This window comes from Flagellimonas sp. B-3, assembly GCF_056857835.1.
Genome location: NZ_JBSXNW010000020.1, coordinates 17,900 through 38,878, shown reverse-complemented (window position 1 = coordinate 38,878; position 20,979 = coordinate 17,900). Strand labels below are relative to the sequence as shown.

Genomic DNA, 20,979 nt, shown 5'->3' with positions numbered 1-20,979 from the left:
CAGTATATTTAATTTCATAACCATAATCGAACTCAAGTTTGTAGTTATTTTTATGATGTGTTTTGATTAAACCTTGGATCGCTTTTACATCTCCGCCATCAGGGCCAAAAACTCTTTGTCGTGCTGTGGCTTTACCTCACAAGTATTGTCAAAAAACATGGTAGGTGTATCCTCTGGGGTATATTCAGGCCACTGCGGCAATCCATTGTGGTTCGGGTTTCCTGTTTTCGCAAAATTGATCCAGGCACTGCTCATTTTATTGGCAAGTACATGGGCTTCCTGTCCACCACCTGTCATTTGTCGGGCACGTTCAATATTATCAAAAACAAAAGGAAGTTCCATGCAATGCAGGGCTTTATACTTACCATCAAAAACAGGGGATTGCCATGTGAACATAAACATATAAACGGATGCCCCGCCATTCAATTCTGACTTTTTGTTGGCCTGGAAAACGGCCCCTGGCCTAAATGTGGCATCTATGTCCAACAGGTCGGATGGTCTGGTATCGTTAGGGTATGCTTTCTTTACAGCTGCCACATAATCATCTGCCTTGTCCTTGTACGTTTCCTTTATATGGGCCATCACTTCTTCTTCGGATGCTTGGAAAAAACGTCCGTTCATAAATGGTGTAAATTCATTTTTTGTGGTTCCCAACATCAAGGGAATATCTTTGGAAAGTTCGAATGCTTCGTCGGACATTAAATCGTGCGGAAGTACATTCCCATCCATACTTGGCCCCCAATTGAGGCTCAATCCCACAGGAACAATACCTTTGGCATTCATTTGCTCGGCTACTTTTTGCAAGGCTGCTGTTCCCGCTGCGCTTAATCTATCGAACGGGATGGTTTGAAGACTGTCCACCTGGTCTTCGGATAGCGAAAGTTGGTTCAGTACCTCTGCTGCAATGGCCCTTGTGGTTTCCTTTTTGGACAAACTGCCCCTGAACGACCCACTTTGGTTAATTGCTTTATGAAACAGTCCCTTAGCCCTGGGCATGGCCATCAATGTATTTACTTTGGCTCCTCCCCCGGACTGACCAAAAATGGTAATATTGTTTGGGTCGCCACCAAAATTGGAAATATTGCTTTTCACCCATTCCAAAGCGGCAACAATGTCCAACATACTGTTATTGGCCGATTCCTTGTACTTATCGCCATAGGCTGATAGATCCAAAAAGCCCAGTATGTTTAATCTATGGTTAATGGAAACAACTACAACATCACCCTTATTGCTCAGGTTTTCGCCATGATAGGATGGCAGTTCTTGACTGGACCCTGCAGTGAACCCGCCCCCATGCAACCAAAAAAGTACGGGCCTTTTCTTATTATCATCAATGCTCGGGGTCCAAACGTTAAGACGAAGACAATCTTCGCTGGTGTAGCCCCAATCGTGGTCAAAAACAAATTCAGGTTCATCCCGAACCTCTGTAGTGGGTGTCATCAAGGGAGCAACGGGGCCGTACATGGTCGAACTCCTTACGCCTTCCCAAGGTTCAACTTTCTGGGCGGGCAAAAAGCGTTCCGCGCTTGCGTAGGGAATCCCTTTGTAGGTATATATTCCATTTTGGATAAATCCCCGGACCTTTCCCGATTCGGTATCGGTAACAGCGACATCTGCGCCGGTTATAACTTCGGTTTGTGCATGTAAAGAACCCATCCCTATTACAACTAGGGATAAAAAGAGTAATTCTTTTAATTTCATTTTTAGCTTGTTTAGTTGATATATTTACGTGTAAAATGTAATGTATTTTTTTTGATTCAGGGATATAACTTATCAAAGAACACCTGTTTTTGAATGATTATAACAAAAAAGAAATGTAAGTTTTGATTTGCTGGCAGAAACCAATATTTACCAGATCATCAATAATTACAATTTGGACAATACCAAAAAAGAAACGTATGAAGATTAGGATAAAAGGAAATTCGATACGGTACAGATTGACGAAGACCGAAGTGGAAACCTTCTGCAAAACAGGATTGTACAAGGAAACCACAGATTTTGGTCACAGTGTATTCAGTTATGTGCTAAAAGCAAAGAAAGGCATTGATAGCCTAGAGGCCTCTTTTGAGGAAAATACCATTACCCTGTACCTGGCCGATAAGAAACAATCGGGATGGGACATTTCGGATAAGGTTGGTTTTAGCGGCATAATGGATTTACCCAACGGAAAACAGCTTTCGTTATTGGTTGAAAAGGATTTTGCTTGCTTGGACAACACTACCGAGGACCAATCGGACAATTATCCCAACCCAAAAAGTAGCACTACCGAATGCTGAATCCTTCAAATTTGACGGGCATTGTTTTAGCGGGTGGAAAAAGTACCCGTATGGGCAAGGATAAGGCTTTTTTGATGCTTGAGGGCAAACCTTTCATCTCCCATATTTTAGAAACAGTAAAACAATGTGCTGAAAATGTCCTCATCATATCAAACAATCAAAAATTGGATAGTTTGGGCGTAACAAGGCACGCTGACCTGATTCCCTGTCTTGGCCCCATAGGCGGCATTTATACTGGTCTGGTCCACTCAAGTACCGAGTTTAACCTTGTTGTTGCCTGTGACACCCCTTTATTGAGCAAGGAAACCATTGGTGTTTTAATTGATGGAATTGATGATGAGCATGATGGCTTTATCGTACAACATGAAGATGTACCTATGCCATTGATCGGTATCTACAGAAAAAGTGGCATAGCTTGTTTTAAGGAAGCCATTGATGAGGAAAAGCTGGGCTTGCTAAAACTGCTGGCAGCAATGCGTACAAAAACCATTGATGTGCCCAAGTCCCACTCCAAGTCAGTATGGAACATTAATACACTAGAAGATTTTAAAGCGATCCAAAATCTTAAAAAAGAAACCTAACTATAGGCAGTTCTGGACTATAATGGGAAAAACTCCTCAATGTTCTGTTTGCCATCAACCAAGTCCAGAATGGTCGTATTTTCCAGAACGCTGATAAATTTAGACTTATTGGCCCCTACAAGTTTATGAAGCACACAGGGGTTGTCCATATCACAGTTTCTCATACCCATGACGCAGGAGTGCACACGCTTTTCACCATCGATTACCCTTACAATATCCATTAAGGTACGCCTTCGGTCATCTTCACTCAAATAGAAACCTCCTTTTGGTCCCCGGGTCGATGATATGACACCATGTCGGGATAGTTCCTGTAATAATTTTGCCAAATAAGCTTCCGGTACATGCACTACCTCAAAAATATCCCTGACCATGACCTTATGGTTCTCATCGGAGTTCAAAGCTAAATAGAGTACCCCTTTTATGGCATATTTGGATGAATTGGAAAGCATGGCATCAAAATGTTAAGCAAAGATTAAAAGACATTTTTATCCTTTTTATGATTAATATCATGTTATAGGTCTATGCCACTATATACTTTTGAAACGAAATTTTAACCATTGATCACATGAAAGCAATAGTAAAAAGTATGGCCCTGCTCTTCGCCCTTATTATGATTAGTTGCGGTGGAAAGAAAGAGGAAAAAAAAGAGGAAGGCTTTAGCGTACAACGCAAAAAGGCTCAAACAGAACAGCCGGCCGAAACCAGCTCCACTGATGAAGTTAAACCTTCTGAGCGAGTGGACATGACCACAAAGGGGGTTGGCCCCATTACATCTGTTGAATTATCGGCAGAAATTGACCAAGCCATGGCGGAAAACGGTAAAAAAGTATATGACCAAATGTGCTTGGCCTGCCACAGGATCGGTAAAAAATTCATTGGACCAGCTCCTAATGGAATATTGGAAAGAAGAACCCCGGAATGGGTGATGAACATGATCTTGAACCCTGAGAACATGGTGAAAGAAGATCCCTTGGCAAAAGATCTTCTCCAAGAGTTCAACGGATCTCCCATGGCCAACCAAGGATTGACTGAGGAACAGGCCAGGGCAGTTCTTGAATATTTTAGAACCTTAGAATAAACGTTATGAAATCGTCCATTAAACTCAGTATGATGGGATTGTTTTCACTGTTCACACTTATCAGCAGTTGTAAAAACAAGTCTCAAAACAAAACAACGGACTCCAGTCAAAACGAGGCCATTATTAATTCGGAAAACAACAAAGGGCAAGCCTTTATAGCCGATGACGAATCCACGCCCAATGTCCTGCAAATAGCCTTGGAATCAGCGGACCACACCACACTTGTTGCCGCTGTTCAAGCAGCAGATTTGGAAAACGTACTGGTCAATGCTGGCCCACTAATGGTTTTCGCTCCTACCAATGCTGCTTTTGATGCACTGCCCGAAGGTACCGTGGAAGACCTATTGAAGCCAGAAAACAAAGATGCCCTGGCCAATATCCTTAAATACCATGTAACCCCTGGGAACTATTCCAAAGAATTTTTGATGAATTTCAAAAAATTGGGCCAGGCCAATGATCAAAATGTAGCCGTTGAGGTAAAGGATAACGAGGTTTATGTGGGCGGTGCCAAAATAATTGCAAGTATAACGGCAGGAAACGGAATCGTCCATGTAGTGGACAAGGTAATCCTACCTCCTACTCAATAATAAGTATAACACAAAAACTAATACAATGAAAATCTATAGTCATTTAATCACGGCCCTGGGAGCAACCTTATTACTGGTTTCATGCGGCCAACAAAACCAAAGTTCGAACGGTGCGCTGTCGTCCAGTGCTGCCGAAAAAGTATACGTAGCTCCGGGTGAGCAGGACGAATTTTACGCCTTTATGTCGGGCGGTTATAGCGGAAACCTTACTGTTTACGGATTGCCTTCCGGACGAATGTTCAAGGAAATTCCGGTATTCTCGCAATTTCCAACATCAGGTTATGGCTACTCCGAAGAAACCAAACCGATGCTCAACACTTCCCATGGTTTTGTGCCTTGGGACGATGCCCACCACCCTGACATATCACAGACCAATGGAGAATTGGATGGACGTTGGATTTTTATCAATGGGAACAATACCCCCAGAATTGCACGTATCAGCCTTAGCACTTTTGAGACCGAAGAAATCATTGAGGTACCAAATAGTGCCGGTAACCACAGTTCTTCTTTTATCACGGAAAACACGGAATATGTAGTGGCAGGAACCCGTTTCTCTGTCCCCATTCCGCAAAGGGACATCCCCATCAATGAATACAAAAGCAATTTTAAAGGGTCGTTGTCCTTTATCAGCGTAGACCCGGAACACGGTCACATGGACATCAAATTCCAGTTGATGATGCCCGGTTTCAACTATGATCTTTCCCATCCAGGAAGGGGAAAATCCCATGGTTGGTTCTTCTTCACTACCTATAACACAGAAGAGGCACACACCCTTCAAGAGGTAAATTCCTCTCAAAACGACAAGGATTTTATTGCCGCCGTCAACTGGAAGAAAATTGAGGAATATGTGAACAATGGCGGAGGTACCAAGGTGCCCGCCGAATACGCCCACAATATATACGATGAAAGTACCCATACAGCTACCACTACCATGAAAAAAGAGGTGTTGACGGTAGATCCATTAAAAGTTCCCGGGGCTGTTTACTTTTTGCCCACCCCAAAATCTCCCCACGGTTGCGATGTAGATCCCTCCGGACAGTATATTATTGGTAACGGTAAATTGTCAGCAGACTTGACTGTACACTCCTTTGATAAAATGATTGCCGCCATTGAAGGCGAAAAATTTGATGGAGAAGCCTACGGCATTCCAATTCTCAAATTTGAAGATGTGCTGGCAGGTCAGGTAAAAAGTGGCGGATTAGGGCCATTGCACACTGAGTTCGACGATGAAGGAAATGCATACACTACTTTCTTTATCTCTTCCGAAGTGGTAAAATGGAAATTAGGAACTTGGGAGGTTATTGACAGGAAACCTACATACTATTCCGTAGGTCACTTGATGATTCCCGGAGGGAACTCCAGAAAACCTTTCGGCAAATATGTTGTGGCACTAAACAAGATTACCAAAGACAGGTACTTGCCCACAGGACCCGAAATGGAACACTCAGCCCAGATTTACGACATCTCTGGAGAAAAAATGGAGTTAATCTATGACTTCCCCACGCATGGTGAACCTCACTATGCCGCAGGAATCCCAGCTGAGATTTTGGCACCAAAATCCAAGAAAATATATAGATTGGATGAGAACAAACACCCCTATGCCGTATTATCCCCCACCGACTCTAAAGTGGTACGCGAAGGAAACGAGGTACATGTATATATGTCCACCATTAGAAGTCACTTTACCCCGGACAACATTGAAGGTATCAAGGTTGGTGACAAGGTATACTTCCATATTACCAACCACGAACAGGATTTTGATGTTCCGCACGGTTTTGCCATGATAGGACAAAACACCTCCGAGCTTTTGGTTATGCCTGGACAGACCAAAACTTCGGTTTGGGAGCCTAAAAAAGTTGGGGTATGGCCATTCTATTGTACAGATTTCTGTTCTGCACTGCACCAAGAAATGCAAGGATACGTTAGGGTTTCCCCCGCTAACTCCAATGTGGAGCTTAAATGGTCACTTGGTGAATAATTCGGATTGAGTCACCATTGAAAAAAGCGGGCTGTCTCCACGACCTGCCCGCTTTTCTTACAAATTGGAATACCATCTACCCTCCAAAAAGCCACACTCAGTTTGTAACTTTTAAATCATAAAAAATGAAAAAGGCTAGTATTATAATGATTGTTGGCCCGTTGCTTTTATTGGGCCTCTACATCTTTCCGCTTTGGAACATCATGCTGGGCGCCCCTCAATACCCAGATCCCTTGGGAATGAACATTTACATTAGTGGGCTCAAGGGGGTAAACGAGTTTGATATTCAGAACATTGATGGCCTTAACCACTATATTGGTATGCAAACACTGCCCAAAGCAAACGAAATGTGGGAATTTGGTACTTTTCCGATCGTTATAGGGATTATGGTTGCCCTTGGGGTTTTGATCGGTATTTTGGGCTACTTGAACAAACTAAGCTACAAATGGTTCTTGGGATGGTTCTTGACCATGTCCGTTCTCGGTGTATTGGGCATGTACGATTTTAATGAATGGTTGATAGACTATGGTACTAATTTGGATCCCAATGCCATTATGAAATTGACCAACACCGACGGAAGCCCAATGACCTATAAACCTCCATTGCTGGGACATGTAAAAATGCTCAACTTTGATGTAACCTCTTTACCTGCTTCCGGAGCTTGGTTAATGTTCGCTGGAATGATGCTAACATTACTTGCCGCATTCCTTGGGTGGAAAAACCAAAAAACAGTAAAAAGTAGACCATGAAAAAACACATAACATTGTTCTTTATCGTGCTTATCTGCAGTATAGGATGCACCGTGGCACCAAAACCCATTGATTATGGCCATGTGGGCTGTCATTATTGCAGCATGACCATTGTGGACAAACAACATGCCGCGCAATTGGTGACCAAAAAAGGCAAGGTCTTTAATTTTGATGCCATTGAATGTATGATGAACCAATTAAAGGATGAAGATGAATCAACCATGGCCCTTTTCTTGGTCAATGATTTTGACCAACCCGGTGAACTGGTGGATGCCAAAGAGGCTACCTATCTGATCAGTGAGAACATTCCCAGTCCCATGGGTGAATACCTAAGTGCCTTTACCAATGAAGAAACTGCCAAGGAAACTAGGACCAACCAAGGTGGGGAACTTTATACATGGGCTGAAATTAAAAACCGATTTAAACTTTGAATATGAGTACAATCGCAGATTTGGAACTGGTAAAATGCACCGGACTTTTAACGGACAATTATGTGGGACATCTGGCCTACATTGCCAATAATGAACCTCATGTAGTACCGTCGACCTATTTTTTTGACAAGGATGAAAAGAGTATTTTGTGTTTTGCATCCAACGGACATCGGATAAACGCCCTCAGAAAATGCAATACCGTTTCTTTTCAAGTGGATAGTATCGAGTCGTTTCGTAATTGGCAATCGGTACAAGTACATGGTACATTTCAAGAACTTACCGGAGATAGTGCCAAGCTATGTTTAAAACGTTTTGCAGACGGCGTACAGCGAACCATAGACAGTAAAAATGCTGAACGCCCCCATTTTTTAAGCCACTTTTCAGGAAAATTGCAAGAAGCGGAAATGCCCGTGGTATACCGCATTGCAGTAACTAAAATAACAGGAAAGTCAGTGGAAGATTTAACATAATTCAAATAAAAAATGGAAATTATGGCTCTCGGTATGACTTTGCGCCACCTATAGGATTTAGTGCAAGAATCGAATTATTTTATGAAATTAGATGTACAACATATAAAACGTATTCTAGGATTTGCATTTTTGATGGGCTTTCAAATAGGCTTGGCAAACACCTGGACCGTTTGTAGCACCTGCGAGAACAGTTCCATCAAGGAAACCATTTTACGTGCTGCCCCCTACGACACCCTGTTGATTGAAAAAGGCACCTACAAGGAATTTGAGATTTTGGTGGACAAACCCTTGGTCATCAAAGGGATTGATTATCCCATTGTTGATGGCGAAAAAAAGGGAGAAATCTTTAGAATCACATCGGATGATGTTACATTGGATGGGCTTTTCGTCATCAATGTAGGGGTTAGTTACACCAAGGACAACGCGGCCATACGGGTGGTACAAAGCAAAAATTTCCTCATCCAGAATATGGTATTGGAGCAATTGTTCTTTGGTATCTATTTGGAAAAATCATCACACGGCAAGGTCTACCACAATAGAATTATTGGCGAAGCTGTGGACGAATATAACTCGGGCAATGGCATTCAACTTTGGTATTCCTCGGATATAGAAGTGGCTAAAAACCATGTCCAGGGCACTCGGGATGGTATCTATCTGGAGTTTTCCGACCGCATCACCATCTCCGATAATGTGAGCATGAACAATCTCCGCTACGGACTCCATTTTATGTTTTCCAACCATGATGTGTATACCCGCAATACGTTCGAAAACAACGGTGCCGGAGTTGCTGTGATGTTCTCCAAGTTCATCACCATGAAAAACAACACTTTTCGCAAGAATTGGGGCACAGCGGCCTACGGCATGCTATTGAAAGAGATTACTGATGCTGAGATTGTGGGGAATACCTTCGAGGAAAATACCATCGGCATCAATATCGAAGGCTCTAACCGCATCAAGTACGCCGATAATGACTTTATAAGCAATGGCTGGGCCATACGAGTGGTCGGAGCCTGCTATACCAATAGTTTTAAGGGCAATAATTTTTTATATAACTCTTTTGATATCTCCTACAACAGCAAACTCAACGATAATGTGTTCGAGGGTAATTTCTGGAGCAGCTACACGGGTTATGACCTGGACAAAGACGGTGTTGGGGATGTCCCTTACCGCCCTGTTAAGCTATTTTCCTATGTAGTGAACCGCACCCCCGAGACCATTGTACTTTTACGGAGCTTGTTCATGGATATTATTGATTTTTCCGAACGAGTATCCCCCGTTTTTACGCCCGATAATTTAAAAGATGCCCAACCCTTAATGAAAATACGCCCATGACCATTGCAATACACAACCTTCATAAGCGATTTGGCAAAAACCAAGTATTGAAAGGAATAGACCTTTCCATTGACGAAGGACGCATTTATGCCATACTTGGTCCGAACGGTTCGGGAAAAACCACCTTGATCAAGAGTATTCTGGGTATGGTAATCCCAGATAAAGGAGAAATATCCGTGTTGGAACAATCCATTAAAAAAGGGTGGAAGTACCGCAAAAAAATCGACTACCTGCCCCAGATTGCCAATTTCCCCCCAAATATCAAGGTCAAGGAATTGATCAACATGATCAAGGACCTAAGAAATAGCCCAAGTACCGAAGCGGAGCTTATCGAGCTCTTTGGATTGGAACCCTTTCTGAACAAAAAGTTGTCCACCCTATCGGGCGGTACCAAGCAAAAAGTGAACATTGTATTGACCTTTATGTTCGACAGTCCCTTGATTATTTTGGATGAGCCCACAACGGGCCTGGACCCCAGGGCTTTGATTCGTTTAAAAGAATTGATCCAAAAAGAAAAAACCAATGGCAAGACCATTTTGATCACTTCGCACATTATGCAATTTGTGGAAGAAATGGCCGATGAAATCCTATACCTACTGGAAGGGGAAATTTATTTTAAAGGAAGTATTCAAAAACTATTGGAACAGACCAAACAAACCAATTTTGAACACGCCATTGCGGCCATAACAACGGGTAGCCATGCTTAAAATATTAAAATACAGTTTTTACGATTTGATACGAAGCCGATGGAGCTACGTGTATTTTCTGTTTTACCTTGCCCTTGGATTTGTGCTGTTGTTCTTGAACAACGATGTTTCCAAGGCCGTGATCACCCTAATGAACGTGATCATTGTCCTGATTCCTTTGATAGGTACCATTTTTGGAGTGATGTACTACTACAATTCCCGGGAATTTACCGAGCTCTTATTGGCGCAGCCCATAAAACGGAGTTCCATTTTTATGGGACAATACTTTGGTGTGGCAGGTTCGTTGACGCTAAGTCTGGTGTTGGGGCTGGGGATTCCATTTGTGCTATATGGACTTTTGCGAAGCAATGCTATTTTTGATTTTTCCCTTTTACTGGTCACAGGGGCCTTTCTCACCTTTATTTTTGTGGGACTTTCCTTTGTGATTGCCATTTCCAACGAAAACAAAATTAAAGGATTTGGATATGCCGTATTGCTTTGGCTTTTCTTGGCCGTGGTTTATGATGGATTGTTTCTGATGTCGCTGATTGTTTTTGAGGAGTATCCGCTGGATACCTTTTCCTTGGTGGCCACTGCGCTAAATCCAATAGATCTTTCCAGAATTTTGATATTGCTCAAGTTGGATATTTCGGCACTATTGGGGTATACCGGTGCCATTTTTAAAAAGTTTTTTGGGACCGACCTAGGTTTTCTGATTTCCATAGCAATTCTTTTATTATGGACCATTCTGCCTATCTTGGGCTTACGCTATAAAGCTGGAAAAAAGGATTTTTAAGGTTGATTGAAAACAATAAACAACTCACGGTGAAGCATAAGTCGTATCAATCGCATATCCTGATTGCCGTGATTTACTTTCTTGTGGCGGCCCTATTGGGGTTGCTGTTGCGCTCCTACCCTATTTTCGCTCTTGATTTCAACTACAGGTTTGTTGTCCATGCGCATTCTCACATAGCCCTCTTGGGTTGGGTTTATGTGGCCCTAACCACCTTGTTGCATTACTGTTTTGTGGATAACGATGCTTCCAGCAGAAGGTACAAACGTATATTTTGGTGTACGCAAGCCACCTTGGTGGGTATGTTGGTGACCTTCCCTTTTCAAGGATATGCGCTGTTTTCCATTATTTTTTCTACGCTGTTCCTGATCGTGTCGTATGTCTACTTTTACCATTTTTGGAAAAACATCAACCCAAAATACAGGCACAGCAAAGGATTGCAATGTGCTAAAGCGGCTCTGATCTATATGGTAATCTCCAGTTTGGGACCTTGGGCCTTGGGAGCGATCATGAACAGTTTGGGAGCTCAATCCATTTGGTACCGGTTGGCGATATATTTTTACCTCCATTTTCAATACAATGGCTGGATGATATTGGCCTTGGTAGGGCTTTTCATCTATGTTTGGGAACAGCGCGGTCTTGAAATTCCCGCAAAAACCTTCGCTCGCTTTTTTATAAGTCTAAATGTGGGGGTTGTGCTCACCTTTTTCTTGTCCACACTTTGGACAAAACCTTCGTTCTGGTTCTATCTGTTGGCAGGTCTGGGAGCTTTGGCACAGCTTTATGCCTTTGCAGTATTATGGGGCATGTTAAAGCGTAACATCGATAAATTATCTTTGTCAAAAGTGCAGTTTTTACTGTTCAGAACAGTACTGGTTTTGATTTGGATCAAAATGGTATTGCAACTTTTGACCGCTCTCCCCTATTTTGCCAACATGGCGGCTAACTATCTTGATCTGACCATTGGATATCTGCATTTGACCTTTTTGGGCATCATCAGTATTGGTCTATTCTTTTTCATGGATTATTTTAGCTTGTTTCCAATATCGAAGAAATCATACTCATGGTATTTTTTGGGGTTCCTTCTCACCGAAGCACTCATTTTTTATAGGGGTATGGCTGCCTGGCTGCAGTGGAACATCTTCAATGGGCATTTAGAAATCTTGGCGCTGCTCACTCTTTTAATTCCTTTGGGGATTGCAATGATGCTCATAGAAAACCGAGCCCCCAATTAAGTTTTTTGCATGAGCCTCTGTGACCTCCCTTACAATGGCGTATATTTGATTTCTTTGAAAAAAATCTTTTCAAAAATAATAAAGGACAATTTTGTCCGAATTAAATTTTAATGGTATCTTTGTACCTGTAAAAGTTCCCTATGATGTTTTCAAAAGCCTGTGAATATGGCATTCGAGCAGCGGTTTATATTGCGCTGCAATCCTTGGATGGAAGACGTGTCAGTGTAAATGAAATTGCCAAGGAAATAGATTCGCCCATAGCTTTCACGGCGAAAATTTTGCAACAACTCTCAAGGAACAACATTATCCACTCCGTTAAAGGACCCACTGGTGGGTTTGAAATTGCTCGGGAAGATATGGATGAGGTAAAATTGAATATGATAGTCAAAGCCATTGATGGTGACAAGATTTATGTGGGCTGTGGTCTGGGACTCAAAGAATGTAATGCCCAAAAACCCTGTCCCCTGCACGACAAATTTGTTGATATCCGTACCGATTTGAGCAAGATGCTGAAAAGTACCAGTTTATTTGAACTGGCCACGGGATTGGAGGTTGGGTTGACCTATTTGAAACGATAAAAAATTTGAACAAATAAAGGACAATTTTGTCCGATTAATACATGAACCTATAAAATTAATTATCATGAACGATACCTTGGATAAAACGATAGGGCAAATGGTAGCAGAGGATTACCGAACTGCCCAGATTTTCAAAAATCACAAAATAGATTTTTGCTGTAAAGGCAACCGCACGCTCCAAGAGGTTGCGGAGAAAAAAGGGCTCGATTTGGACAGCCTGCTTCAAGAACTTGATGTAGTACAAAATCAAAACCAAAGTAACCAGCCCGATTTTAAAACCTGGCCTTTAGATCTTTTGGCCGACTATATTGAAAAGAAGCACCATCGTTATGTGGAGCAACAAATCCCAATTCTAAAACAATACCTAACCAAACTTTGTAAGGTCCACGGGGAAAGACATCCTGAACTGCTTAATATTTTTGAACATTTCAATGCATCCGCGGGTGAACTAGCCATGCACATGAAAAAAGAGGAACTGGTACTTTTTCCGTGGATACGTAAAATGGTAAGTGGTCCTACAAATGAACAGCCGCATTTTGGAACCGTTAAAAATCCCATCAAAATGATGATGGAAGAACACGACAATGAAGGCGAGCGTTTCCGAAAGATCGCTGAATTGAGCCATGATTATACCCCTCCGGCCGATGCATGCAATACCTATCGGGTAGCCTTCTCGCTATTGCAGGAATTTGAGGAAGACCTTCACCGCCACATCCATTTGGAGAACAACATCCTCTTTCCCAAGGCTGAAATTTTGGAAAACAACGTATTAAACAACTGATTTGAATATGGGGGCACACGCATTTAATGTACAGTGCCCTCTTATAAAGCATCTCACAAACATCAAAAAAAACAATGGAAAATTCAACAACAATACACATGGCCCATTCTAAAACCGCACCTAACACAAATGGATCGAAAAACATTTACAGGCTCATGTTCAATGAGTTCAAAAAAAGACAATTGGGTTATTCCACCATCGCCATTATAGCACAGAGCTGCCTTGGTTCCGCTGCGGCCATGGCACTTTTGATGGGGGGAATGGACATGGTCTTAAAAATGATACTGCTCTTTTTTGTTACCATTTTCTGTATGGCGTTCAATGGGGCCGTATTGGCCCAACTAAAACCCCTGACCACATTTAATCTGTTAATTTTGAGTGTTGTCTTTAGTTCTTTAGTTATTATTGCCCATATCATATAATATTGGAGAATCTATAAAAATGGTGCAAAAAAAGGAAATCCAAAGCTTGGAGGAGATAAAGCAATTGGTAGACCTCTTTTATGGAAAAGTCCGAAAAGACCCCTTATTGGCAGACATATTCAATGCTGTCATAAAGGACAATTGGCCTGTCCATTTAGAGAAAATGTACCGCTTTTGGCAAACAGTATTATTACAGGAGCACACCTACCAAGGTAGCCCTTTCGCTCCCCATGCCAAGCTTCGTGTGAACAAAGCGCATTTTAACCGGTGGAAACAATTATTTTTTGAGACTGTTGATGAAAATTTTCATGGAGAAAAAGCTGTGGAGGCTAAATTTAGAGCCGAGAAAATGGCTGAAATGTTCCAGTTGAAAATTGAATATATCCAGAAACACACCTGAATCAGCAAGGCAACAATACATCTATAACTTTCGACGGCCTATTCGGTTACTTTTTACATACAGCTTCCCCCAAAAATTGGGGCAAAACCTTAAACCACATGTGTCCAATGAATCTTAAAAAATAAATTCTGAATGGAACATATAAGGATTTAAGGTTATTCTTGAATTTATAATTGGGAGTACGAAACTGGCCTTAAGAACACCCGTATAATACTGTTCATGGCATGTGCATATTCTTCCAAATTAGAGATTCGCTTCCATTCCGGATGAGGCCCGAATTTGCTCCATGCTTCCGAGTGGGCCTGCTTATCTTTGAAGGCCAACATATAGGTTAAACATGGCATATTGTTCCCGGCAATGTTAGATCCAAAAAATACAGTAGGAAGACCAACATCTTCAAAAATACTGAATTCACTGTCGTTGAACATTTTGACCTTTCTTCGCAGGGCGTCCTCATTGTAACTTTCGTAAATCCTAAGTTCAAAAAAGTCTGCATTCTCGGCTGGTTTCTGAAGGCTTGGAAAACCTGTTGTAGACTGAATAAGATCGGTGGAAATCCTACTGTACGGGATTAAGTTTTCAGCTACTTTAAGGTAAGTACCCGCATCTTCCAGATACTTTTTGTCCTTGATCAATAACTCCTTGCTTTTTTGAAATGTAGTGATGTCATCATAAGGGATGAGCACATATATTTTTTTTGGTAAACGCTCCCCTACTTCTTCGAACACACCAATATTTTTGATGCCCTGGCGGTTCATGGCCGGTATGAATGCATCCTTGAAATAATCGTGAAGTATGTGTTCTGGCCTACCAAATTCCAACTCATAGGTCCTCAGTTCGTAGACTTGCTCTTGTGCCGTACTATTGAAGTTCAGCATCAAAATAAACAGTATTGAAAAAAATTCTTTCATCTTTCTTGTTGATTTATTACTTGTCGGGTAAATTATCACCGGTATACCCTTTTAAATTAATGTAGCAAGGTGTGTTGCACATTATCCTTTACCCGAAAGGATGTTTTCGATTGTGTTCAATTCCTCTTGGTCAAAATCAGGATTTCGCAAAGCCCGCAACGAGTCTTCCAACTGTTCGGGCCTACTTACCCCCAATAAGACGGATGTAACCCTTGGGTCCCGCTTTACCCATGAAAGTGCCATTTGGGCCAAGCTTTGACCTCTTTCTTTTGCCACTTTGTTTAATCTTGCTACGGTCTCCAGCTTTTCTGGAGTAATTTGGTCAACCTCCAAAGCACCGTTTCCACGTCCAGAAGCAGCTCTGGACGATTCTGGAATTCCGTGAAGATATTTGTTGGTCAACAACCCTTGCTCCAAGGGTGAAAACACAATACTTCCCACACCTTCATTCCCCAACAGATCCAACAAACCATCTTCTTCTATCCATCTATCGAACATGGAATATCTAGGTTGGTGTATTAAACATGGGGTTCCCATTTCCTTTAATATTTTTAGGGCAGCCTTTGTTTCAACTGCATTGTAACTGGATATTCCAACATAAAGTGCCTTTCCTTGCCGGACGATTAAATCTAAAGCTCCCATGGTTTCCTCTAAAGGTGTGTTTGGGTCCGGACGGTGATGATAGTAAATATCTACATAATCCAACCCCATACGTTGTAAACTCTGGTCCAAACTGGAGACCAAGTATTTTTTGGAGCCAAAATCACCATAAGGACCCTCCCACATCTTCCACCCTGCTTTGGTGCTCACAATTATTTCATCCCTGTATTGGGCCAAATCCGATTTTAGGATTTTACCAAAAGTAGTTTCGGCCGAACCAGGTGGGGGACCATAATTGTTTGCAAGGTCAAAATGGGTGATACCTGCATCAAATGCCTTTTGCACTATCGTCCGGGCATTGTCAAAACTATCCGTTTGGCCAAAGTTATGCCAGAGGCCCAGGGAAAAAGCAGGTAGCAACAAACCGCTATCGCCACAGCGATTATAGGTCATTTCATTATATCTATTCTTGTTTGGTCGGTAATCCATAACAGTTAAATTAAAAGTTTATACCAATGCATAATAGTCCATAAACAATTTTATGGTACAGTAAAATACTAGGTACTTCATTTATCATAAAACATGGCATCAATTATTGAAAAGATGTTTCTTTCAAAATTCTTTGATACATTGCCAGAAACAAATTTATTGGGTTTTTCACCCCTTTTTATTGAACTAGGACAAGAAATTACTTTCGGTTTTTTCAATTAATGTTTTATGAAAAATGAGCTAAAAAAATATTTGGAACGTTTTATCGAATTATCGGATAAGGAATCCGATATGGCGCTTCAGTTTTTTGAGTATCAGAAAATCCCGAAGCACACACTTATTTTACGCTCGGGAGACATCTGTAGTTTTGAGGCATATATTAAACGAGGTTGTGCCCGAGAATTTTTTACCGATCATAAGGGCAACGAACATACGGTTGAATTCGCGGTTGAAGATTGGTGGATCAGCGAAATCAATAGTTTTGAGAACAAGGTTCCCAGCCAAGTAAGTATCGAAACCTTGGAGGAAACCGAGATATTGTTCCTTTCCTTGGAATCAAAAAAAGAACTTATTGAAGCAGTTCCGTCCGTAGAACGAATGTTCCGAATTATGATGCAGCGTCATGTACACGTCCTTAAAAAACGATTGCTCCAAAATATGTCTAGAAATGCGATGGACCGATACCTGACATTCCTTGAGCAATACCCTACCGTTGTACAGCGTGTTCCGCAATATCATATTGCTTCCTATCTTGGAATATCCCAAGAATTCCTGAGCAAATTAAGAAAGAGAGCGCACCAATAAATGTTGAAGTATATAAAATCCTTGGTCATAAAAAAACTATCCACACTTTAAACTGTTCCATATCCAACCTTTGGAATTCATTATCTTTGATGCATGAAATTCCTGGTGATCGTTTTGTCTTTGCTTACCATATTCCTGTCTTCGTATCCATGTTGTCAGGAAACGGTTTCTTGTACAAACACTACGACCGTGAATCACTGTGACGATGACGGTTCTGAAGAACAGTCCGAAGGAGACAGCACTCCTTGCTCCCCATTTTATGCCTGTGGACGCTGTCCCGGGTTTACAATGAATTTTGAAACATTGGATTTCGCAGCCTTGGAACTTCCAAAGGAAAACCATCCAATCCCCCACTACATTGAACTGCTTCCCAAAGAAGTATATTTCTTTTCCCTGAAACCCCCACGTACTCTTGAAGTGTAGCTTACCTTAAGATTAAATCTTGGTCAATTCTTTTTTGGCCGTAATTCAGCATACTTCAAAATCCATATCAATGAAAATAAAATTATTTATGATATTGTCCCTTCTCGGGATGGTATCCATATACGCACAAAACACACTTGACATTACAGTAAAGGATTCCCTCAGCAATGAACCGTTAATTGGGGTTACTGCGGTTTTGCCTTCCCTAAACCAAGGAACCATCTCCGACGAAGCGGGTAAAATCCATATGGAAAATATCCCCAATGGCATCTACAAACTACGGTTGAGCTATATGGGCTATGCAACCCTGGAACGCAGCCTTTCCTTTCCTTTGGATGGGACGGTTCAAGGACAGGACTTTTTCCTTGTGCCCCAAACAGAGGAGATGGAAGAGATTACACTAGTGTCAACAAGAAGCACCAGAACCATAGAGGACATTCCTACCAGGGTCGAGGTTATTGCGGGGGAGGAACTCTCCGAAAAAGGCAATATGAAGCCTGGGGATATTCGAATGTTGCTTAACGAGAGTACAGGCATCCGAACACAGCAAACATCTGCCACAAGTTACAATTCAAGCATACGTATTCAAGGGCTGGATGGCAAGTACACCCAACTTCTTCGTGACGGATTTCCGTTGTATTCGGGGTTTGCCAGCGGGCTCAGTTTAATGCAAATCGCACCTTTGGACCTAAAACAGGTAGAGGTAATCAAGGGTTCTAGCTCAACCCTATACGGTGGTGGGGCTATTGCGGGGCTTGTAAACCTAATCTCCAAAACGCCCGAGGAGGAGCCCGAGCTTAGCTTTATGGCAAACGGAACCTCTGCCCTTGGGTTGGACCTTAGTGGTTTTTACTCCCAAAAATTCAACAAAATAGGAACAACGGTATTCGCTTCTTATAACTTGGGCACACCCTACGACCCCGCTGATATCGGATTAACAGCCATCCCAGAGTTTGACCGCTTTACCCTTAACCCCAAATTATATTGGTACATGGGCGAAGACACCGAACTTCTTTTGGGATTTAATTCCATTTGGGAAGATCGTCTTGGGGGAAACATGGATTATGTAAAAGGCGAGTCCGTGTCCAATCCCTATTTTGAATCCAATGAAACGGAGCGAATCTCCACCCAATTGGGGTTTAAACATACCTTTACTGATCAAAAACGATTGGAAGTCAAAAACAGTTTCAGTTTTTATGATCGAAGTATAGCGATTCCCGATTTCACATTTACAGGTTACCAACGCTCTTCTTTTAGCGAACTAAACTTTTCTGCAAATTCAGAAAATGACCTGGAATGGGTCTTTGGAGCCAATCTCTGGACAGAATACTTTAATGATACAAGGGATAGCGATACCAATGCCCTGGACCAATCCTATCAGATTTTTGGCCTGTTTGCACAAAATGTATGGCCCATCGACGAGACTTTTTCCGTGGAAACCGGTTTTCGTGCCGATTTCCATTCCGATTATGGAGCCATGGCCCTTCCGCGATTATCGATACTTTACGAGCCCCATAACGCACTGACCTTTAGATTGGGTGGTGGAATGGGATACAAAACTCCTACGGTGTTCACAGAAGATGCGGAACGCCTGCAATTCAGGAACGTACTGCCCATCAATACAAATGATGCCGACCTTGAACGCTCCCTGGGGGGTAATTTTGATGTAAACTATAAGTGGGTTCCAATGCCGGGAATGACGATGTCCATCAATACACTCCTTTTTTATACCAAAATCAACGACCCCATAACGTTGGTCCCAAATGAAAATGGGTTCTATAGCTTTCAGCAACCAGACGGATATGTCGACACCCGTGGTGCCGAGGTCAACCTAAAAGTTAAGTATGGTGATTTCAAGTTGTTCACCGGTTACACCCATGCCAATGTTAAACAACATGAAAACGGAATGGTGTCAGATTTTCCATTGGTGGCCAAACACCGCTTAAATAATGTGCTGATGTACGAAAAGGAGGAAAATCTTTGGGTAGGGCTCGAAGCCTATTATTACAGTCCACAAAAACTGGGTAATGGTGAAACGGGCCAATCCTATTGGATTCTTGGATTGATGAGTGAAAAGAAACTCGGTGAGAAATTTTCGATTTTTCTAAATTTTGAAAACTTTTTGGATACCAGGCAAACCCGTTTCGGTGCAATTTACACAGGGAACCTGAGCGACCCAGAGTTTTTGGATATTTATGCACCGGTCGATGGCTTTGTCATCAATGGCGGTTTTAAAATACAGCTATAGAGATTAAATCAAATTTAGCTTGGCAGGCATTAGGTTCAAGGGGTGTCGACCATCAATATATCGGCATCCCTTTTTCTTTACATAAATTTAAAATAGAGTTTGATGATATTGGACATACATATTGTCCATTATTAATTGTATCCAATTTTAGTACTTTACCATCAGCTCTTCTTGGAAACGACCACGCCAACAAACAGGGCAATTCCAATGAAGCACAACGAAACCCATTCTGGAAAAGTATAGTGGTGTGCGAGAATCATTTTTATACCCACAAAACTAAGTATGGCCACGAGACTGTATTTGAGGTAGTAGAACCTACTTATCATGTTCGATAGGAAGAAATACATCGACCTTAGGCCCAAAATGGCAAATATGTTTGAACTGAAGACCAAAAAGGGATCGGATGTAATCGCCAAAATGGCCGGAACACTGTCCAAAGCGAAGAGAATATCCGTAAACTCAATAATTACAAGAGCAATAAACAGTGGTGTGGCGGCGGTAATATGGCGTATTTTGATAAAGAATTTCTGGCCCTGCATATGCGTAGTGATGGGCATAACCTTTCTAAGGTTCCTATAGATGAACGACTTTTTGGGATTGAAGGCCTCCTGCTTGGAAACCAGCATTTTTATGGCCGTAAAAATCAAAAAAGCACCAAAGATATAGGTCATAAAACCGAACTTCTTAATCAATGCCACTCCAAAAAATATCATGAGCGCCCTAAAAACAATAGCTCCCAATATTCCCCAGAACAATACCCTATGTTGGTATTTTTGTGGAATTTGAAATGATCCGAAAATCACCGCTATAACAAAAATATTGTCAATACTCAACGAAAGCTCGATCAGGTAACCAGTGATATATTTCAAGCTGGCATCCATGGGGGTAAGCGCATCCACGTTATCTATCTTTCCGCTACCATAGAGCCAATAGACGACCCCTGAAAATAAAATGGATAAGCTGACCCATACACTGGTCCATATGGACGCTTCCTTGACGCTTATGACATGGGGGGTTTTATTGAAAACACCAAGGTCCAAGGCCAAAAAGACAAGGATTCCCAAAAGGAACAGTATCCAAACGATCATAATTTCGAAGATTTAGCTGGCTAAATTAAAAAATATAAC

24 protein-coding genes are annotated in these 20,979 nt (G+C 41.8%); 19 read left to right on the top strand and 5 right to left on the bottom strand.

What is annotated here, in order from left to right:
• Nucleotides 1-84: 84 nt before the first annotated feature.
• Nucleotides 85-1,701 (bottom strand): carboxylesterase family protein, encoded by a 1,617-nt coding sequence (locus AC13CS_RS09475; RefSeq protein WP_293162376.1) that lies wholly within the window; start codon nucleotides 1,699-1,701, stop codon nucleotides 85-87.
• Between the two features lie 197 nt (nucleotides 1,702-1,898).
• Here AC13CS_RS09475 and AC13CS_RS09470 point away from each other — a divergent pair, with 197 nt between their 5' ends.
• Nucleotides 1,899-2,276 carry a DUF7009 family protein gene (locus AC13CS_RS09470; protein WP_293162375.1) on the top strand — a complete coding sequence of 126 codons (378 nt, stop codon included), beginning with the start codon at nucleotides 1,899-1,901 and terminating at the stop codon, nucleotides 2,274-2,276.
• Nucleotides 2,270-2,857, top strand: a complete 588-nt coding sequence (mobA, locus tag AC13CS_RS09465; protein ID WP_293162373.1) for a molybdenum cofactor guanylyltransferase — start codon at nucleotides 2,270-2,272, stop codon at nucleotides 2,855-2,857. The genes AC13CS_RS09470 and mobA overlap by 7 nt, the downstream gene beginning before the upstream one ends.
• Before the next feature lie 17 nt (nucleotides 2,858-2,874).
• Here mobA and AC13CS_RS09460 read toward each other — a convergent pair whose 3' ends face one another.
• Nucleotides 2,875-3,306 (bottom strand): RrF2 family transcriptional regulator, encoded by a 432-nt coding sequence (locus AC13CS_RS09460; RefSeq protein WP_293162370.1) that lies wholly within the window; start codon nucleotides 3,304-3,306, stop codon nucleotides 2,875-2,877.
• A 116-nt stretch (nucleotides 3,307-3,422) separates the two neighbouring features.
• Between AC13CS_RS09460 and AC13CS_RS09455 the strand changes: the two genes are divergently transcribed.
• The 14 genes from AC13CS_RS09455 (at nucleotide 3,423) to AC13CS_RS09390 (ending at nucleotide 14,377) form a co-directional block, all read left to right on the top strand.
• On the top strand, nucleotides 3,423-3,935 hold the full coding sequence (locus tag AC13CS_RS09455; RefSeq protein ID WP_293162367.1) for a c-type cytochrome: 513 nt from the start codon (nucleotides 3,423-3,425) through the stop codon (nucleotides 3,933-3,935).
• Between the two features lie 5 nt (nucleotides 3,936-3,940).
• The gene (locus AC13CS_RS09450; protein ID WP_293162364.1) at nucleotides 3,941-4,522 is read left to right on the top strand and encodes a fasciclin domain-containing protein; all 582 of its coding nucleotides are present in this window, start codon (nucleotides 3,941-3,943) and stop codon (nucleotides 4,520-4,522) included.
• 25 nt (nucleotides 4,523-4,547) lie between these two features.
• On the top strand, nucleotides 4,548-6,500 hold the full coding sequence (gene nosZ, locus AC13CS_RS09445; RefSeq protein WP_293162361.1) for a Sec-dependent nitrous-oxide reductase: 1,953 nt from the start codon (nucleotides 4,548-4,550) through the stop codon (nucleotides 6,498-6,500).
• 125 nt (nucleotides 6,501-6,625) lie between these two features.
• Nucleotides 6,626-7,249, top strand: a complete 624-nt coding sequence (locus AC13CS_RS09440; RefSeq protein ID WP_293162358.1) for a hypothetical protein — start codon at nucleotides 6,626-6,628, stop codon at nucleotides 7,247-7,249.
• A complete protein-coding gene (locus AC13CS_RS09435) occupies nucleotides 7,246-7,680 on the top strand; it encodes a nitrous oxide reductase accessory protein NosL (protein ID WP_293162355.1) in 435 nt (144 codons plus the stop codon). The genes AC13CS_RS09440 and AC13CS_RS09435 overlap by 4 nt, the downstream gene beginning before the upstream one ends.
• 2 nt (nucleotides 7,681-7,682) lie before the next feature.
• Nucleotides 7,683-8,150, top strand: coding sequence for a pyridoxamine 5'-phosphate oxidase family protein (locus AC13CS_RS09430; protein ID WP_163626392.1), 468 nt, complete (start codon nucleotides 7,683-7,685; stop codon nucleotides 8,148-8,150).
• A 132-nt stretch (nucleotides 8,151-8,282) separates the two neighbouring features.
• On the top strand, nucleotides 8,283-9,482 hold the full coding sequence (locus tag AC13CS_RS09425; RefSeq protein ID WP_293165224.1) for a nitrous oxide reductase family maturation protein NosD: 1,200 nt from the start codon (nucleotides 8,283-8,285) through the stop codon (nucleotides 9,480-9,482).
• Entirely contained in the window at nucleotides 9,479-10,189 is a 711-nt protein-coding gene (locus AC13CS_RS09420) for an ABC transporter ATP-binding protein (protein ID WP_293162348.1), read from the top strand. The genes AC13CS_RS09425 and AC13CS_RS09420 overlap by 4 nt, the downstream gene beginning before the upstream one ends.
• Nucleotides 10,182-10,964: an ABC transporter permease gene (locus AC13CS_RS09415; protein ID WP_293162345.1), complete on the top strand. Its 783-nt coding sequence runs from the start codon at nucleotides 10,182-10,184 to the stop codon at nucleotides 10,962-10,964. The genes AC13CS_RS09420 and AC13CS_RS09415 overlap by 8 nt, the downstream gene beginning before the upstream one ends.
• Nucleotides 10,965-10,993: 29 nt before the next feature.
• A complete protein-coding gene (locus tag AC13CS_RS09410) occupies nucleotides 10,994-12,196 on the top strand; it encodes a hypothetical protein (RefSeq protein WP_293162342.1) in 1,203 nt (400 codons plus the stop codon).
• 143 nt (nucleotides 12,197-12,339) lie between these two features.
• Complete coding sequence (locus AC13CS_RS09405; RefSeq protein ID WP_293165222.1) at nucleotides 12,340-12,774, top strand: Rrf2 family transcriptional regulator; 435 nt, start codon at nucleotides 12,340-12,342, stop codon at nucleotides 12,772-12,774.
• 64 nt (nucleotides 12,775-12,838) lie between these two features.
• A complete protein-coding gene (ric, locus tag AC13CS_RS09400; RefSeq protein ID WP_293162340.1) occupies nucleotides 12,839-13,555 on the top strand; it encodes an iron-sulfur cluster repair di-iron protein in 717 nt (238 codons plus the stop codon).
• 98 nt (nucleotides 13,556-13,653) lie between these two features.
• Nucleotides 13,654-13,977: a hypothetical protein gene (locus AC13CS_RS09395; RefSeq protein ID WP_293162338.1), complete on the top strand. Its 324-nt coding sequence runs from the start codon at nucleotides 13,654-13,656 to the stop codon at nucleotides 13,975-13,977.
• Between the two features lie 19 nt (nucleotides 13,978-13,996).
• Nucleotides 13,997-14,377, top strand: coding sequence for a group III truncated hemoglobin (locus AC13CS_RS09390; RefSeq protein WP_293162335.1), 381 nt, complete (start codon nucleotides 13,997-13,999; stop codon nucleotides 14,375-14,377).
• A 167-nt stretch (nucleotides 14,378-14,544) separates the two neighbouring features.
• Here the strand turns inward: AC13CS_RS09390 and AC13CS_RS09385 are convergent, their stop codons facing one another.
• A complete protein-coding gene (locus AC13CS_RS09385; RefSeq protein WP_293162332.1) occupies nucleotides 14,545-15,288 on the bottom strand; it encodes an NIPSNAP family protein in 744 nt (247 codons plus the stop codon).
• A gap of 81 nt (nucleotides 15,289-15,369) precedes the next feature.
• A complete protein-coding gene (mgrA, locus tag AC13CS_RS09380; RefSeq protein ID WP_293162329.1) occupies nucleotides 15,370-16,377 on the bottom strand; it encodes an L-glyceraldehyde 3-phosphate reductase in 1,008 nt (335 codons plus the stop codon).
• Between the two features lie 228 nt (nucleotides 16,378-16,605).
• Between mgrA and AC13CS_RS09375 the strand changes: the two genes are divergently transcribed.
• From AC13CS_RS09375 to AC13CS_RS09365, 3 genes are all read left to right on the top strand, one after another.
• A complete protein-coding gene (locus AC13CS_RS09375) occupies nucleotides 16,606-17,181 on the top strand; it encodes a Crp/Fnr family transcriptional regulator (protein WP_293162326.1) in 576 nt (191 codons plus the stop codon).
• A gap of 93 nt (nucleotides 17,182-17,274) precedes the next feature.
• Nucleotides 17,275-17,604, top strand: coding sequence for a DUF6660 family protein (locus tag AC13CS_RS09370; RefSeq protein ID WP_313790323.1), 330 nt, complete (start codon nucleotides 17,275-17,277; stop codon nucleotides 17,602-17,604).
• A 70-nt stretch (nucleotides 17,605-17,674) separates the two neighbouring features.
• Entirely contained in the window at nucleotides 17,675-19,852 is a 2,178-nt protein-coding gene (locus tag AC13CS_RS09365; protein WP_293162320.1) for a TonB-dependent receptor, read from the top strand.
• 161 nt (nucleotides 19,853-20,013) lie between these two features.
• Here AC13CS_RS09365 and AC13CS_RS09360 read toward each other — a convergent pair whose 3' ends face one another.
• Nucleotides 20,014-20,940, bottom strand: coding sequence for a TerC family protein (locus tag AC13CS_RS09360; RefSeq protein ID WP_293162317.1), 927 nt, complete (start codon nucleotides 20,938-20,940; stop codon nucleotides 20,014-20,016).
• Between the last annotated feature and the right edge of the window lie 39 nt (nucleotides 20,941-20,979).